At 71.7% G+C, this 15899-nt stretch carries 12 protein-coding genes; 5 read left to right on the top strand and 7 right to left on the bottom strand.

Annotated elements, in window-relative coordinates; all coding sequences use genetic code 11:
• Positions 1-2 precede the first annotated feature (2 nt).
• The 4 genes from ACSNOG_RS02705 to ACSNOG_RS02690 form a co-directional block, all read right to left on the bottom strand.
• Positions 3-311, bottom strand: coding sequence for a DUF6343 family protein (locus tag ACSNOG_RS02705; RefSeq protein WP_436750869.1), 309 nt, complete (start codon positions 309-311; stop codon positions 3-5).
• 47 nt (positions 312-358) lie between these two features.
• Entirely contained in the window at positions 359-1789 is a 1431-nt protein-coding gene (locus ACSNOG_RS02700; protein WP_436750868.1) for a WGR domain-containing protein, read from the bottom strand.
• Positions 1790-1867: 78 nt separating this feature from the next.
• Positions 1868-2461 (bottom strand): methylated-DNA--[protein]-cysteine S-methyltransferase, encoded by a 594-nt coding sequence (locus tag ACSNOG_RS02695; protein ID WP_436750867.1) that lies wholly within the window; start codon positions 2459-2461, stop codon positions 1868-1870.
• A gap of 109 nt (positions 2462-2570) precedes the next feature.
• A complete protein-coding gene (locus tag ACSNOG_RS02690; RefSeq protein ID WP_436750866.1) occupies positions 2571-3527 on the bottom strand; it encodes a glycerophosphodiester phosphodiesterase in 957 nt (318 codons plus the stop codon).
• A 229-nt stretch (positions 3528-3756) separates the two neighbouring features.
• On the opposite strand from ACSNOG_RS02690, the gene uvrB reads away from it, so the two are divergent.
• The 4 genes from uvrB to ACSNOG_RS02670 all read left to right on the top strand — a co-directional run bounded on the left by uvrB (position 3757) and on the right by ACSNOG_RS02670 (position 9708).
• Positions 3757-5898 carry an excinuclease ABC subunit UvrB gene (uvrB, locus tag ACSNOG_RS02685; RefSeq protein ID WP_436750865.1) on the top strand — a complete coding sequence of 714 codons (2142 nt, stop codon included), beginning with the start codon at positions 3757-3759 and terminating at the stop codon, positions 5896-5898.
• Positions 5899-6034: 136 nt separating this feature from the next.
• Entirely contained in the window at positions 6035-6613 is a 579-nt protein-coding gene (locus ACSNOG_RS02680; protein ID WP_436750864.1) for a TerD family protein, read from the top strand.
• A gap of 105 nt (positions 6614-6718) precedes the next feature.
• Entirely contained in the window at positions 6719-8572 is a 1854-nt protein-coding gene (locus ACSNOG_RS02675; RefSeq protein WP_436750863.1) for a TerD family protein, read from the top strand.
• A 110-nt stretch (positions 8573-8682) separates the two neighbouring features.
• Entirely contained in the window at positions 8683-9708 is a 1026-nt protein-coding gene (locus ACSNOG_RS02670; protein WP_436750862.1) for a TerC family protein, read from the top strand.
• Between the two features lie 47 nt (positions 9709-9755).
• On the opposite strand, the gene ACSNOG_RS02665 is transcribed toward ACSNOG_RS02670, so the two are convergent.
• The 3 genes from ACSNOG_RS02665 to ACSNOG_RS02655 all read right to left on the bottom strand — a co-directional run bounded on the left by ACSNOG_RS02665 (position 9756) and on the right by ACSNOG_RS02655 (position 12721).
• A complete protein-coding gene (locus ACSNOG_RS02665) occupies positions 9756-11039 on the bottom strand; it encodes an MFS transporter (protein ID WP_436750884.1) in 1284 nt (427 codons plus the stop codon).
• A 306-nt stretch (positions 11040-11345) separates the two neighbouring features.
• Entirely contained in the window at positions 11346-12002 is a 657-nt protein-coding gene (locus tag ACSNOG_RS02660; protein ID WP_436750861.1) for an MBL fold metallo-hydrolase, read from the bottom strand.
• Between the two features lie 26 nt (positions 12003-12028).
• On the bottom strand, positions 12029-12721 hold the full coding sequence (locus ACSNOG_RS02655) for a maleylpyruvate isomerase family mycothiol-dependent enzyme (protein WP_436750860.1): 693 nt from the start codon (positions 12719-12721) through the stop codon (positions 12029-12031).
• A gap of 215 nt (positions 12722-12936) precedes the next feature.
• Here ACSNOG_RS02655 and uvrA point away from each other — a divergent pair, with 215 nt between their 5' ends.
• Positions 12937-15861 carry an excinuclease ABC subunit UvrA gene (gene uvrA / locus ACSNOG_RS02650; protein WP_436750859.1) on the top strand — a complete coding sequence of 975 codons (2925 nt, stop codon included), beginning with the start codon at positions 12937-12939 and terminating at the stop codon, positions 15859-15861.
• Positions 15862-15899 lie beyond the last annotated feature (38 nt).

The raw sequence follows: 15899 nt of genomic DNA, 5'->3' as shown, positions 1-15899 counted from the left end.
GGCTACGGGCCGCGCCGGTGCTCCACGGGCGCGCGCCGCTCACCGGGTGCGGGGCGCTCGCTGACGGGCCGGTACGGCGGGACGTCCCGGCCCGGCTGGTAGTGCGGGCCCTGCCGGATGTGCCGGATCACCAGCGACAGGTCGACGGCGATGACGGCGGTCAGGACGCCGCAGGCGACGGCCCAGCCGGGGTGGCCGATGAGCGCGAAGAGCACGGTGCCCGTGACGGCCCAGGCCAGGCCCCAGGCGGCCAGCCCGCAGCGCAGCCGCAGGGGGCTGCGGGCCGTGGCGGGTTCGTTGCCGGTGCGCATGGCGCTCGCCTCCACCTCCAGCATCCACCCGGAAGGGGCGGAAGGCGTCAGACCAGGCGCCGGATCTCGCCCCGAACGCGGTAGAAGCCGCCGGCGGCGGGGGAGAGGGCGTCGATGACGTAGCGGGCGCCCGCCTCGCGTATGTGACGGGGGAACTGGACGTTCCAGCTGGGGTCGTAGCCCTCGGATACGACGTGCACGCGCAGCCGGCCGGCCTCCTGGACGCACTCGACCACGATGCCCGTGGCGGGCGCCGCGCTCACCGTGGCAAGGGTGCGGGCCGGGGTGTACGTGGGCACGGCGGCGGCCGACTTCACGTCCACCGGCACGGGGACGCTGCCCGCCTGCGCGGCGGCCACCGCGCGCTCACTCGCGTCCACGCAGACCAGCGAGCCGTCCGTGGTGACCATGTACAGCTTCTCGTCCAGATACTGCATCGACAGGGCCGAACCGCTGCCCGTGCCGAGCTTCCACAGCCGGGTGCCGTCCGCCGCGAAGCAGTACACCGACGAAGCGGAATCGCCCGCGAAGACGTAGCGGCCCCCCGGGGCGGTGGCGCAGGAGTAGACCACGGTGTCGCACTGGTAGGTGGCCTCGACGGCGCCCGTGGCCTTCGACAGGCGCTGGACGACGCGGCGGTTGGTGCCGGCGTAGACCGCGTGGTCCTCCTGCCAGCCGAACAGCACCGAACCGGAGGTGGGGGTGTGCCACAGCTCGCCGCTGCCGTCGGGAGCGTAGGCGGTCACCCCGCGCGCGTGCCCGTGGTAGACGGCGCGCTCGTCGCGCCGGACCATCCAGGCGTGGTCGCCGCTGCTGCGGCGCGACCACTGGTACTCGTCCTCGTGGTCGATGACGGTCAGTCCGCCGTTGCGGTCGGCGACGTCGAGGACGCCCTCGCGGATGTCGAGCCAGAAGATGTCGACGTCGGAGGCGATCTGGTAGGCGGCGAAGGGGAGCTTGGAGGACAGGTCGTAGACCGTGCCGTCGTCGCAGCCGGCGTAGATCCAGAAGTCGTCCGCCACCAGGCACTTGACGCCGGCGGGCAGCTGGTAGCGCGCCAGCACCTCGCCGTCGTGGCCGAGGGTATGGACCTCGCCGGCCTGGTTGCCCACCCAGCAGCGGTCCTCGTCCACATGGATGCCGAAGGCGGAGGAGCCGGTGGCGAACCGCCACAGCACCGGGGCCGTGGCCCGGGCGGTCGACGGCGCGGACGTCACCTCGCGGCGCGTCACGGGGCGGGCGGCCCGCTGCCCGGGCACCGCCGGGGCGTATCCCTTGCGGACCTTCTCGCCCACCTTCTTCGCCGCGGCGGCCCGGGCCTTCTCCACGCTCGGGAACGACGAGGTCTGGACCTGGCCCGCGGCGCCGATGCGGCCGTAGCGGACGGTGACCGCCGTGCCGGCCACCGTGACCTCGTAGAACTTGTGCGCCCCGCCGCCGTCCTGCGACAGCTCCAGGTACGTCGTCTCTCCCGCCATGGCAAAGCCCCTCTCCCCGTCGGCCGCGGCGGCCGATCTCCGGTGCGCAGCACGCTAGGGGCAGCCACTGACAATCGATCAGAAGAGCGGTTCGGGGAGCACCCCTTCGAGGGACAGGAGCGAGCGCTTGATCTCCAGGCCGCTGCCGAATCCGCCCAGGCCGCCGTTGCTCTCGATGACGCGGTGACAGGGGACCACGACCGGCAGCGGATTGCTTCCCATGGCCACGCCCACGGCGCGCGCGGCACCGCGCTCGCCGACGCGGTCGGCCAGGTCCTGGTAGCTGACGACGGTGCCGTACGGGACGCCGGCGGCCAGCTCGCGCAGCACTCGCCGGTTGAACCCCGAGACCAGCGACCAGTCCAGCGGGACGGAGAAGGTCTCGCGGCGGCCGGCGAAGTAGGCCGAGAGCTCGGCCGCGGTCGTGGTGAGGACCTCGCGCGAGGCGCAGGGCCCGGACGCCGGGCCGGTGCCCATGCGCCGGGTGAGGGCGGCCACGGCTTCGGCCGACTCCGCCTCGTCCGCCCGGAAGACGACCTGCAGCAGGCCCTTGGGCGTCGCGGCGATCCCCAGGGGGCCGATGGAGGTGCCGACCGTCGTCCACGCCCACTCCTGCGGGCGGGGCGACGGGGCCGGGGCAGCTGCCGGGGCGGCCGGTTCCAGGTCCGTCATGGGGCCCAGCGTAGGCCGTCCGGGGCCCTGCCGGGCCCCGGTCCGGACAAGTGATCCACGCTCACGTGCTCCACGGCGCCCGCGGCCGCGGGCCGGCGGGCCCGGCTCACTACAGGCCCAGGAAGCCCAGGATGGACAGGCCGTCGTCCTCCTGCTCCTGCTCCTGCTCGTCCCGGTCCTCCTCCAGCGCCTCCTCGATCTCGTGCGGAGCGTTGCTGATGATGCCGTCGACCCCCGTGCGCGCCAGGTCCACGGCCCGGTCGCCGTTGTCGACCGTCCACGCGGAGACCTCGAGCCGCCGTCCGTGCGGCCCGCGCAGGGCGTGCACGGCCCGCACCCACGCGCTGGTGACGCTCCGGTGGTGCGGGTTGATCTGGTCGGCGAACGCGGCGTACGAGCGCAGTTCCGAGGCCTTCGGGGCGCCGAGGAACCCCGTCTTCACATCCGGCCGCACCCGGTGGAAGGCCTTGAGGGAGGGGGCGCTGAAGGACTGCACGACCAGGGAGCCGCGCACGTGGCGCGCGTCGAGCCACCCGGCGCGCTGCAGCTCGCCCGCCAGCTGCCGCTCGATGCCCGGGTACAGCTCGGGGGCCTTGACCTCCAGCAGCAGCTTCTGCCGGTTGCGGTCGACGCGCTGCAGGTAGCTCCGCAACGTGGGCACCCGCTCCCCGGCGAACCGGCGGTCGTACCAGCTGCCCGCGTCGAGCTTGCGGATCTCGGCGAGGGTGAAGTCGGCGACCTTCCACCGGGCGCGGCCGGGGAAGCGCCGCTTGACGTCGGTCGTCCGTTCCAGGGTGGTGTCGTGCATGACGATCAGGGCGCCGTCCTTGGTGCGCTGGACGTCGTTCTCCACCCAGGTGATGCCCAGCTCGTCGGCTCTGTCGACCGAGGCCAGGGTGTTCTCCGGGGCCTGCACCGGCACACCGCGGTGGCCGATCACGAGCGGCGCGCGCGGGGGTGCGGCCGCCTGCGCGGCAGCGGCCGCCCCGGCCCGGGGAACGGCCAGGACGAGCGTGGACAGGACGAGCAGCGCACTGGTCACGGCGGAGACGGGGCGGATGCGCATACGGGCTCCTCGCGTCGTCTGGACTCGGACGGGCACGTACCTCGGGGCCGGGCGTCCCCGGCCCTTGGTGTACGGGATCTGCGTACCTCAGACAAGTACGCGACACGGGCGGCGGCGGGGGGCGGAAACGCCTGTTCTTCGCCGGATCGCCGCCGCCCGTTCGCCCCGGGAACGAGGGCCGGACGGGCGGTGTCCGGCCGTTGTCAGTGGGGGGTCGTACGGTGGTCTCATGCGGCCCGTATCGAAGATCGAACGCAAGGTGGCACCTTTCGAGGTCGTCAGCCCCTTCCAGCCCAGCGGTGACCAGCCCACGGCCATCGCCGAGCTGGAGCGACGTATCCGCGCAGGTGAGAAGGATGTCGTGCTCCTCGGTGCGACCGGCACCGGCAAGTCCGCGACCACCGCGTGGATGATCGAGAAGCTGCAGCGGCCGACGCTCGTCATGGCGCCGAACAAGACCCTGGCGGCCCAGCTCGCCAATGAGTTCCGCGAGCTCCTGCCCAACAACGCCGTCGAATATTTCGTCTCGTACTACGACTACTACCAGCCCGAGGCCTACGTACCGCAGTCGGACACGTACATCGAGAAGGATTCCTCGATCAATGAGGAAGTGGAGCGGCTGCGCCACTCCGCCACCAACTCCCTGCTCACCCGGCGTGACGTCGTGGTGGTGGCCTCGGTGTCCTGCATCTACGGCCTGGGCACCCCCCAGGAGTACGTCGACCGCATGGTGCCCCTGAAGGTCGGCGAGGAGATCGACCGCGACGAGCTGCTGCGCCGCTTCGTGGAGATCCAGTACACGCGCAACGACCTCGCCTTCACCCGCGGCACCTTCCGCGTGCGCGGCGACACCATCGAGATCTTCCCGGTCTACGAGGAGCTCGCCGTCCGCATCGAGATGTTCGGCGACGAGATCGAGGCGCTCTCCACACTCCACCCGCTCACCGGCGAGGTCCTCTCCGACGACCACGAGCTGTACGTCTTCCCCGCCAGCCACTACATCGCCGGCGCGGAGCGCATGGAGAAGGCCGTCGCGGGCATCGAGGCGGAGCTGGCGGAGACCCTGGCCCGCATGGAGAAGCAGGGCAAGCTCCTGGAGGCGCAGCGCCTGCGCATGCGCACCACGTACGACATCGAGATGATGCGCCAGATCGGCTCCTGCTCCGGCATCGAGAACTACTCGCTGCACATGGACGACCGCGAGCCCGGCTCCCCGCCCAACACCCTCCTGGACTACTTCCCGGAGGACTTCCTCCTCGTCATCGACGAGTCGCACGTCACCGTGCCCCAGATCGGTGCGATGTACGAAGGCGACGCCTCCCGCAAGCGCACCCTCGTGGAGCACGGCTTCCGGCTGCCCTCGGCCATGGACAACCGTCCGCTGAAGTGGGAGGAGTTCACCGAGCGCATCGGGCAGACGGTCTACCTCTCGGCGACCCCCGGAAAGTACGAGCTCTCGCGCGGCGACGGCTTCGTCGAGCAGATCATCCGCCCCACCGGCCTGGTCGACCCCGAGGTCGTCGTCAAGCCGACCGAGGGTCAGATCGACGACCTGGTGCACGAGATCCGCACGCGCACCGAGAAGGACGAGCGCGTCCTGGTCACCACCCTCACCAAGAAGATGGCCGAGGACCTCACGGACTACTTCCTGGAGCTCGGCATCCAGGTCCGCTACCTGCACAGCGACGTCGACACGCTGCGCCGCGTGGAGCTGCTGCGTGAGCTGCGGGCCGGCGAGTACGACGTCCTGGTCGGCATCAACCTGCTGCGCGAGGGCCTCGACCTGCCCGAGGTGTCCCTGGTGGCCATCCTCGACGCCGACAAGGAGGGCTTCCTGCGCTCGGGCACCTCCCTGATCCAGACCATCGGGCGTGCCGCGCGCAACGTCTCCGGCCAGGTCCACATGTACGCCGACAAGGTCACCCCGGCGATGGAGAAGGCCATCGACGAGACCAACCGCCGCCGGGCGAAGCAGATCGCGTACAACAAGGAGCGGGGCATCGACCCGCAGCCGCTGCGCAAGAAGATCGGCGACATCGTCGCCACCCTGGCCCGCGAGGAGATCGACACCCAGGAGCTCCTGGGCTCCGGCTACCGCGACAAGGGCGCCAAGGGCAAGGCCCCGGTGCCCACCGCGCCGGCGGGGAAGGCGGCGGGCAAGGGAGCGAAGGCCGCCAAGGGCAAGGCGAAGGCCGCCGTCGCGGTGACGGACCGTCCCGCCGCCGAACTGGCTCAGCAGATCGAGGACATGACCGACCGTATGCGGGCCGCCGCCGCGGAGCTGCAGTTCGAGGTCGCCGCCCGGCTGCGCGACGAGGTGAGCGAGCTGAAGAAGGAGCTGCGGCAGATGAAGGAGGCCGGGCTCGCCTGAGATACGGGCGGGGATGTTGCAAGACCGCCACAAATCCCGTTCGGATTCGTGCGGGGTCGGGGTCCGTGCGTAGGGTCGGGGCCGGAGGCCGCGCGGACGCGCGGCCCACGGGGAAGAGAACGAGAAGGGACTGCGCGTGACGGTCAACTTGTCCAAGGGTCAGGGCATCAGCCTGCAGAAGGCAGACGGAGGCACCCTGACCGCCGTGCGGATGGGGCTGGGCTGGCAGGCCGCCCCCCGCCGCGGACTGTTCGGGTCGCGCACGAGGGAGATCGACCTCGACGCCTCGGCGGTGCTCTTCGCCGGGGGTCAGCCGGTGGACGTGGTCTTCTTCCGCCACCTGGTCAGCGACGACGGCTCGGTGCGGCACACCGGTGACAACCTGGTCGGCGGCGCCGGCACGGGGGGCGACGACGAGGCCATCCTCGTCGACCTGCAGCGCGTCCCCGTGCACATCGACCAGATCGTCTTCACGGTGAACTCCTTCACCGGCCAGACGTTCTCCGAGGTGCAGAACGCCTTCTGCCGCCTGGTCGACGAGACCAACGGCCAGGAGCTCGCCCGCTACACCCTCGACGGCGGCGGTGCCTACACCGCGCAGATCATGGCGAAGGTGCACCGCTCCGGCAACGGCTGGGCGATGACGGCCATCGGCAACCCGGCCAACGGCAAGACCTTCCAGGACCTCATGCCGGCGATCCTGCCGAGCCTGTAGGCACAGGCATCCTGAAGAACGACCCGGGCCCGGCGGAGAGCGCTTCCGCCGGGCCCGCGGGCACGACGAGCGCGGAACGAGCATGAAGAACGAGGGGGCGCAGCAATGACGGCCGAGCTGGTGCGGGGCCAGAACCACCCGCTGTCCGGTACCCGCCTGGAGATCCGGGTCTCGGCGGGAGGTCCCGTCGTCGCGGGCGCCACGCTCGCCGGCGCGGACGGCAAGGTGGCCGGCGCCGACCGGGTCGCGCACCCCGCCTCCCACCGCCTCCCGGGCCTGGAGGTCTCCCGGCAGGCCGCGGCCGACCACCGGCTCGCCGTCGACCTCGAAGCCCTCCCCGAGGACGTGCACCGCGTCCACGTGCTGCTCGCGCTGCCCACCGGTGCGGGCGGCCCCACCTCCTTCGGCGTGCTGGCCGCGCCGTTCGTCGCCGTCACCGAGCTCGACGGCGCCGAGATCGCCACGTACACGATCACGGACCTCGGCGTGGAGTCCGCCGTCGTCGCCCTGGAGCTGTACCGCAGGCAGGGCGCCTGGAAGGTGCGCGCCGTCGGCCAGGGGTACGCGGGCGGGCTCGCCGCCATGCTGCACGACCAGGGCCTGGAGCAGGCCTTCGAGACGGCCGCCGCCATCAACGAGGCCGTCACCCGCGGCATGGACCGCGCGGTCGCACCGCCGCCCCCGCGCCCGGCCGCCGATCCCGCACCGCCGGCCCCTGCGGCCGCGTCCGGCGGCGGCCCCGTCGACTACCGCCACCCCCGCCGCGCCACCGCGACGCCCCCGGACCCGGCTCCGGCCGCCCCGCCCGCCGAGCCGGGGCAGCCGCCCCGCCCCGTCGCGGGCGACGCCAACGGCTGGACGATGAACGAGCGGCTCTACAACCAGGTGTGGGGCATGTTCGAGGACCTGGCCCGCTCGGCCGCCGCCTACCGCAGTGCCGTCGACTTCGCGGAGTCGCGCCTGGAGCAGGAGCTGGACAAGGTCCTCTCCGACCCGGCCACCCGCGTGGGTCCCGCCGCCGATGCGGCCAGGGCCGAGGCGCGGGCCCGGCAGGCGAGCCTCGTGGAGCAGGCCCGGGCGGTCCTCGACCGGGACCTCGCCCAGCTCGCCGCCGAGGCCGAGGTCGTCGAGCACGCGCTGCCTCCGGCCTTCGCCCGCTGGGACAGCCCGGTCTGGCAGGACTTCCAGGTGCCGCTGGAGACCCCGATGGCGCTGCGCCTGGGCGAGCTGCACCTGCCCGAGCGCACGGACCTGCGGATCCCCATGCTGGTGCGGCTGCCCCTGGAGCGCGGCCTGTGGATCGACAGCGGCCGCCCCTCGGGCCTGCAGGGGGCGATCGTCGACTCCTCCGAGCTGCGCCGCCTGGCCATGGAGACCGCGGTCGCCCACGCCGCGCGGCTGCTGGCCGTGCACCCCGTCGGCGACTACACGGTGCACGTGATCGACCCCGCGGGCGCGGCCGGCGGGGCGCTCGCACCGCTGCTGCAGTCCGGCGCCCTGAAGGACGCCCCGGCGGCCGGGGCGCAGGGCGTCTCCGCGCTGCTGGACCGCCTGACGCGCCGGGTCGACCTGGTGCAGATGGCCGTGCGCAGCGGCGCCTCCGACTCCCTCCCGCCGGACGTCGACACCGCGGAGCAGCTGCTGATCGTCAACGACTTCCCGCACGGCTTCGACGACCGCTCGGTCAATCAGCTGCGGTACATCGCGGACGAGGGGCCGTCCGTGGGGGTGCACCTGATGATGGTCGCCGACCGGGAGGACGCCCGGGGGTACGGGCCGGTGCTCGACCCGCTGTGGCGCGCCCTGCTGCGGATCACGCCGGTTCCCGACGACCACCTCGCCGATCCGTGGGTCGGGCACACCTGGACGTACGAGCCCTCGCTCGTGCCGGTCGGCAGCGACGTGCTGGGCCAGGTGCTCCGGAGCGTGGGTCAGGCGCGGCAGGCGTATGGCATCTAGCAGGTAAAGGACTGCTGATCTGGGGTTTTGGGTCTTTCTTTACTCTTTCATGGGTCTTCCTGTACCATTCTGAGGACTGCCGTACGCCCGTACGACGTACCGGAGGAACAGTGGACGTCTCCCTGACCCTGTGGGTGCTGACCATTCTCGGTCTGTGCGCCCTCGTCGCCGCCGACTTCTTCATCGGAGGCCGCAAGCCGCACGAGGTCTCCCTCAAGGAAGCCGGGGTGTGGACGGCGGTCTGGGTCGCCCTCGCCGGCCTCTTCGGGCTGGGCCTGCTGCTCTTCGGCGGCGGCCAGCCGGCCGGCGAGTTCTTCGCCGGCTTCATCACCGAGAAGTCGCTCAGCGTCGACAACCTCTTCGTCTTCGTCCTGATCATGGCGAAGTTCGCGGTCCCGCCGGTATACCAGCAGCGCGTGCTGATGGTCGGCGTGCTCATCGCGCTGGTCCTGCGAGCGGTGTTCATCGGCGCGGGTGCCGCGATCATCGCCAACTTCTCCTGGATCTTCTACCTCTTCGGCGCCTTCCTCATCTGGACGGCCTGGAAGCTCATCCAGGAGGCGCGCGCCGACGAGGAAGAGGAGGAGTTCGAAGAGAATCGTTTCCTCAAGCTGGTCGAGAAGCGCTTCCCCTCCACGGACCGCTACCACGGCACCAAGCTCTTCATCGTGGAGAACGGCAAGCGCCTGATGACGCCGATGCTGATCGTCATGCTGGCGATCGGCACCACCGACGTCCTCTTCGCCCTGGACTCGATCCCCGCGATCTTCGGCCTGACGCAGGACCCGTACATCGTCTTCACGGCCAACGCCTTCGCCCTCATGGGTCTGCGCCAGCTGTACTTCCTGATCGGCGGCCTGCTGAAGAAGCTCGTCCACCTCTCGTACGGCCTGTCGGTCATCCTGGGCTTCATCGGCGTCAAGCTCGTCCTGCACGCCCTCCACGAGAACGGCGTGGGCGTCCCCGAGATCAGCATCCCGGTGTCCCTCGGCGTCATCTGCGCGGTGCTGGTCGTCACCACGATCACCAGCCTGCGCGCCTCCCGCAAGCAGGAGCAGGAACAGGAGCAGGAGGCGGCTGCGGTCGCCGCGGAGACCGAGGGCGCTTGCGAGGGCAAGGACGAGGTCCGCGTCTGACGCAGGCCCCGCCCCTGCCGCCGCGCTTCACCGGAGGCCGTCCCCGCTCAGGCGGGGGCGGCCTCCGCCGCCGTTCCGGGCGCCGCGGACGGCCGGGTCTCGGGCAGCAGGGCGAAGCACCCCAGGCTGACGAGGGCGACGGCCACGAGATAGCCCGCGACCGCCCACGGCGGACCGGAGCCCCGTGCCAGGGCCGTCGCGGCGACCGGGGTGAGGCCGCCGCCCACGACCCCGGCCAGGTTGTAGCCGACCGCCGCGCCCGTGCAGCGGATCCGCGTCTCGAACAGCTCCGGGAGGTAGGCGGCGACGACGCCGACCACCGCCGCGAACGGCACCGACGCCACCGCGAAGCCCAGCAGCATCCAGGCGGGCCGCCCGGTGTGCAGCAGGGTCACCAGCGGGACCATCCATAGGCCGAGGCCGGTGCTGCCGGCCAGGCACAGCGAACGCCGCCCGTAGCGGTCGCCCAGTACGGCGAAGAACGGGATGAGCGCGGTGGACACGACGACACCCGCCATGATGCAGCCGAGCATCACCGTGCGGCCGACGCCCAGCCGCTCGGTGCCGTAGGCCAGGGCCCAGGTGCTGATCGCGTAGTGGACGGCGTAGACGAGGGAGAGCCCGCCCGCGACGAGCAGGACGGGCCGCCAGTGGCCGCGCAGGAGCTCGGTGAAGGGCAGGGAGGCCCGGCTGTCCGTCGCCTCCAGGGCGCGGAACTGCGGCGTCTCCGGGAGCCGGGAGCGCAGCAGCAGGCCCGCCGCCGCCATGAGCCCCGCGCCCCAGAACGGCACCCGCCAGCCCCAGGCCAGGTAGTCCGCCTCGTCGAGCCGTGCCGACAGCACGAGGGCGAGGCCGTTGGCCAGCAGGAACCCCACCGGCGCGCCGAGCTGCGGGAAGCTGGTCCACAGCGCACGGCGGTGTGCCGGGGCGTGCTCCCCGGTCAGCAGGACCGCCCCGCCCCACTCCCCGCCGAGCCCCAGGCCCTGGGCGAACCGCAGGGCGAGCAGGAGCAGGGGCGCCGCCAGGCCGATGCTGTCGTACGTGGGCACGAGTCCCACGGCGACCGTGGCCAGGCCCGTCAGCAGCAGGGAGAGCACGAGGACGGGCCGCCGCCCGTGCCGGTCGCCGATGTGGCCGAAGAGCACGGCGCCCAGAGGCCGGGCGAGGAAGCCGATGCCGAAGGTGCCGAAGGCGGCGAGGGTGCCGAGCAGCGGGGAGACGGTCGGGAAGTACAGCGGCCCGAGGACGAGGGCCGCCGCGGTGCCGTACACGTAGAAGTCGTAGAACTCGATGGCGGTGCCGCTCATCGCGGCGAGTGCCAGGCGCCGCATGGACGGCGGGCCGGGGGGCTGGGTGCTGTGCCGTTGCATGTACTGCCCAACAGCCAGTCGGCAGGGAGGCAACGGGCGGCAGTGGGCGTGCGGTGGTGCGGCGGGGGGCGCGTGGGGCCGCGAGGGAAGCCGCTGAATATTTTTTGTCCGGATTTGCTCAGCTATTGCGCTTTTATCCGGCAGGGCGTAGCTTAAGAGATGAGGCCGCCGCATCCGGAGGAATTTGGATGGACGGCCTCACTGCATGCCCGGAGCACCCGGATCAAGCGCCCGGATCATCCCGGTGCGGGGGCAGTGCCAGGGGGATCACCAGCCGCGTTCGCGCCATTCGGCGAGGTGGGGGCGCTCGGCGCCCAGCGTGGTGTCCGCGCCGTGTCCCGGATAGACCCACGTCTCGTCCGGGAGCTCCCCGAACAGCTTCGTCTCCACGTCGTGCAGGAGGCTCGCGAAGGCCTCGGGGTCGTCGTGGGTGTTGCCGACGCCGCCCGGGAACAGGCAGTCGCCCGTGAAGACGTGCGGGTGTCCGTGCGGGTCGTCGTAGACCAGCGCGATGCTGCCCGGGGTGTGCCCCACCAGGTGCCGCGCGGTCAGCTCCACGCGGCCGACGCGGATGACGTCGCCGTCGGACACGGGCACGGTGGTCGGCACGGGGATGCCCTCGGCGTCCTCGCGGCCCGCGTACGTGGTGGCGCCGGTGGCGTCGACGACCTCGGCCAGGGCCTGCCAGTGGTCGCCGTGCCGGTGCGTGGTGACCACCGAGGCGATGCCGCTGTCCCCGATCAGGGAGAGCAGGGTGTGCGGCTCCGCGGCGGCGTCGATCAGCAACTGTTCGTCCGTCGCGCGGCAGCGCAGCAGATAGGCGTTGTTGTCCATCGGGCCGACCGCGACTTTCGAGATCATCAGGTCGGTCAGCTCGTGCACGTCCGCCGGTCCGCCGACCTTCACCGCTCCGCTGTACGTCATGGAGCCAGCCTATTCCTCCGGGCCGTTCACAGCGGGGGGAGGGCGGGCAGCGGGGCCCCGGCGGTGTCGAGCGCCGCGCCCTTGTCGCCGCGGCCCGCGAGCCAGCCCAGGAGGTCCGCGGGCGGGCCGCTGACGGTGACCGGGGCTCCCTCCGCGGTGCCGCCCGTGCGCCAGCTCCTGCCGTCGTCGGCGAGCAGCGTGACGGGCGGGATCCCCGGGCGGCTCGCCCAGCGGTCGGCGAGGAACTCGATCTCGCGTCCGGTGAACTCCTGGGGAAGGTCCCGCAGCTCGTAGCCGACGCCCAGGTCGACGAGGTGCAGCTCGAGCTCGATCCAGCGGCGGAAGGGGACGCGGGCGGCCCGGTCGGTCACGCCGTTGCGCATGGTGATCGTGCGGTCCCAGTCGGCCGGGACGGCGGCCTGGGCCCGCAGGCGCTCGGCGCTGTCGCGCAGGTCCGCGAGGTGTTCCTCCGGGGAGCGGCCGGCGCCCTTCTCGATGTCCTCGTCGCGGGCCTCGGCGGTCACGTACATCGGGCGGCCGGCCAGGACGTTGACGAGGGCGTCCGCATTGCGCGCGACGTGGGCCAGGACGTGCCCGCGGGTCCAGCCGGGCAGCCGGGACGGGGCGGTCACCGCGGCGTGGTCGAGCGCGCCGACCGCGCTCAGGAACCGCTCGGTCGCTTCGTGTACTGAGGCCAGGTCACGCACGTGGTCGATCATGCGGCCGACGATAGCGCCGCCACTCGTCCGGGTGAAGGTGTGCGGCTCCGACCGTAAATCGAATGTGCGTGCTATAGGCTCGATGAGGCATCGGATCCGACATCCGCGCGGCGGCCCCCATACCCTGGGTCGGGGGTGCGCGCCTCATCGCCTCAAAGAACCACCACTCTCCAGAACCACCCCCTTCTTCGTTCTCAAGAAAGGTGCCGACCGGCGTGGCTGACCGTCTCATCGTCCGTGGCGCTCGCGAGCACAACCTCAAGAACGTCTCGCTCGACCTCCCCCGCGACTCCCTCATCGTCTTCACGGGGCTCTCCGGCTCGGGCAAGTCGTCCCTCGCGTTCGACACGATCTTCGCCGAGGGGCAGCGCCGCTACGTCGAGTCGCTCTCCTCCTACGCCCGGCAGTTCCTCGGGCAGATGGACAAGCCCGATGTGGACTTCATCGAGGGCCTGTCCCCGGCCGTCTCCATCGACCAGAAGTCGACCTCGCGCAACCCGCGCTCGACGGTCGGCACCATCACCGAGGTCTACGACTACCTCCGGCTGCTGTTCGCCCGCATCGGCAAGCCGCACTGCCCCGAGTGCAGCCGCCCCATCTCCCGCCAGTCGCCGCAGGCGATCGTGGACAGGGTGCTGGAGCTCCCCGAGGGCAGCCGCTTCCAGGTGCTCTCGCCGCTGGTGCGCGAGCGCAAGGGCGAGTTCGTCGACCTCTTCTCCGACCTGCAGACCAAGGGCTACAGCCGGGCCCGGGTGGACGGCGAGACCGTCCAGCTCTCCGATCCGCCCAAGCTGAAGAAGCAGGAGAAGCACACCATCGAGGTGGTCGTCGACCGCCTCACCGTCAAGGACAGCGCCAAGCGCCGGCTGACCGACTCGGTCGAGACCGCCCTGGGCCTGTCCGGCGGCATGGTCATCCTCGACTTCGTCGACCTCCCCGAGGACGACCCCGAGCGCGAGCGGATGTACTCCGAGCACCTCTACTGCCCCTACGACGACCTGTCGTTCGAGGAGCTGGAGCCGCGCTCGTTCTCCTTCAACTCGCCCTTCGGCGCCTGCCCGGAGTGCACCGGCATCGGCACCCGCATGGAGGTCGACCCCGAGCTGATCGTCCCGGACCCGGAGAAGTCCCTGGACGAGGGCGCGATCAGCCCCTGGTCGCACGGCCACACCAAGGAGTACTTCGGCCGCCTGGTCGGCGCCCTCGCCGATGCCCTCGGCTTCCGCACGGACATCCCCTGGGCGGGCCTGCCCGCGCGCGCCAGGAAGGCCCTCCTCAACGGCCACAAGACCCAGATCGAGGTGCGCTACCGCAACCGCTACGGGCGCGAGCGCGCGTACACCACCGCCTTCGAAGGCGCGGTCCCCTTCGTCAAGCGGCGCCACTCCGAGGCCGAGAGCGACGCCAGCCGCGAGCGCTTCGAGGGCTACATGCGCGAGGTGAACTGCCCCACCTGCGAGGGCACGCGCCTGAAGCCGATCGTGCTCGCCGTCACCGTCCAGGGCCGGTCCATCGCGGAGGTCTCCGCGATGTCGATCAGCGAGTGCGCCGACTTCCTGCGGGACATGAAGCTCACCGGCCGCGAGAAGAAGATCGCCGAGCGGGTCCTCAAGGAGGTCAACGAGCGCCTGAAGTTCCTCGTCGACGTCGGCCTGGACTACCTCTCGCTCAACCGCGCCGCGGGCACCCTCTCCGGCGGCGAGGCCCAGCGCATCCGCCTCGCCACCCAGATCGGCTCCGGCCTCGTCGGCGTGCTCTACGTGCTGGACGAGCCCTCCATCGGCCTCCACCAGCGCGACAACCACCGCCTGATCGAGACCCTCGTCCGCCTGCGCGACATGGGCAACACCCTCATCGTGGTCGAGCACGACGAGGACACCATCAAGGTCGCCGACTGGGTCGTGGACATCGGCCCCGGCGCCGGCGAGCACGGCGGCAAGGTCGTGCACAGCGGCCCCTTGAAGGAGCTCCTGCGCAACAAGGAGTCGATGACCGGGCACTACCTCTCCGGCAAGAAGGCCATCGCCATACCGGACGCCCGCCGGCCCGTCGACCCCGAGCGCCGGATCACCGTCCGCGGCGCCCGGGAGAACAACCTGCAGGACATCGACGTCTCCTTCCCGCTCGGCGTGCTCACGGCCGTCACCGGCGTCTCCGGCTCCGGCAAGTCGACCCTGGTCAATGACATCCTGTACACGCACCTCGCCCGCGAGCTCAACGGCGCCCGGGCCGTGCCCGGCCGCCACACGCGCGTCGACGGCGACGACCTGGTCGACAAGGTCGTCCACGTCGACCAGTCGCCCATCGGCCGCACGCCGCGCTCCAACCCGGCCACGTACACCGGTGTCTTCGACCACATCCGCAAGCTCTTCGCGGAGACGATGGAGGCGAAGGTCCGCGGCTATCTGCCCGGCCGCTTCTCCTTCAACGTCAAGGGCGGCCGCTGCGAGAACTGCTCGGGCGACGGCACCATCAAGATCGAGATGAACTTCCTCCCGGACGTGTACGTGCCGTGCGAGGTCTGCCACGGCGCGCGCTACAACCGCGAGACCCTGGAGGTGCACTACAAGGGCAAGTCCATCGCCGAGGTGCTGGACATGCCCATCGAGGAGGCGCTCTCCTTCTTCGAGGCCGTGCCCACCATCGCCCGCCACCTGCGCACGCTCCACGAGGTCGGCCTCGGCTACGTCCGCCTCGGGCAGTCCGCGCCGACGCTCTCCGGCGGCGAGGCCCAGCGCGTGAAGCTCGCCAGCGAGCTGCAGAAGCGCTCCACGGGCCGCACGGTCTACGTGCTGGACGAGCCCACCACGGGCCTGCACTTCGAGGACATCAACAAGCTCATCTCGGTGCTGGCCGGCCTGGTCGACAAGGGCAACAGCGTCATCGTCATCGAGCACAACCTCGACGTCATCAAGACCGCCGACTGGGTCGTGGACATGGGCCCGGAGGGCGGCAGTGGCGGCGGCCTGGTCATCGCCGAGGGCACGCCGGAGGACGTCGCGTCGGTGCCGTCCAGCCACACCGGCAAGTTCCTGCGGGAGCTGCTGGGGGACCGGGTGAGCGATGCGCCCGCGGCCGCCGCGCCCAAGGCCCGCAAGAAGGCGGCGCCCCGCAAGAAGGCCGCCGCCCGGAAGGCGTGACCGGCGTGACCTCCGCCCGCCCGGGCGGAGGTCACGCC

The organism is Streptomyces sp. URMC 124 (genome assembly GCF_051386455.1).
GTDB lineage: Bacteria > Actinomycetota > Actinomycetes > Streptomycetales > Streptomycetaceae > Streptomyces.
Note: the sequence above shows the minus strand (reverse complement) of the source record. Positions and strands in the feature narration are given on the sequence as shown.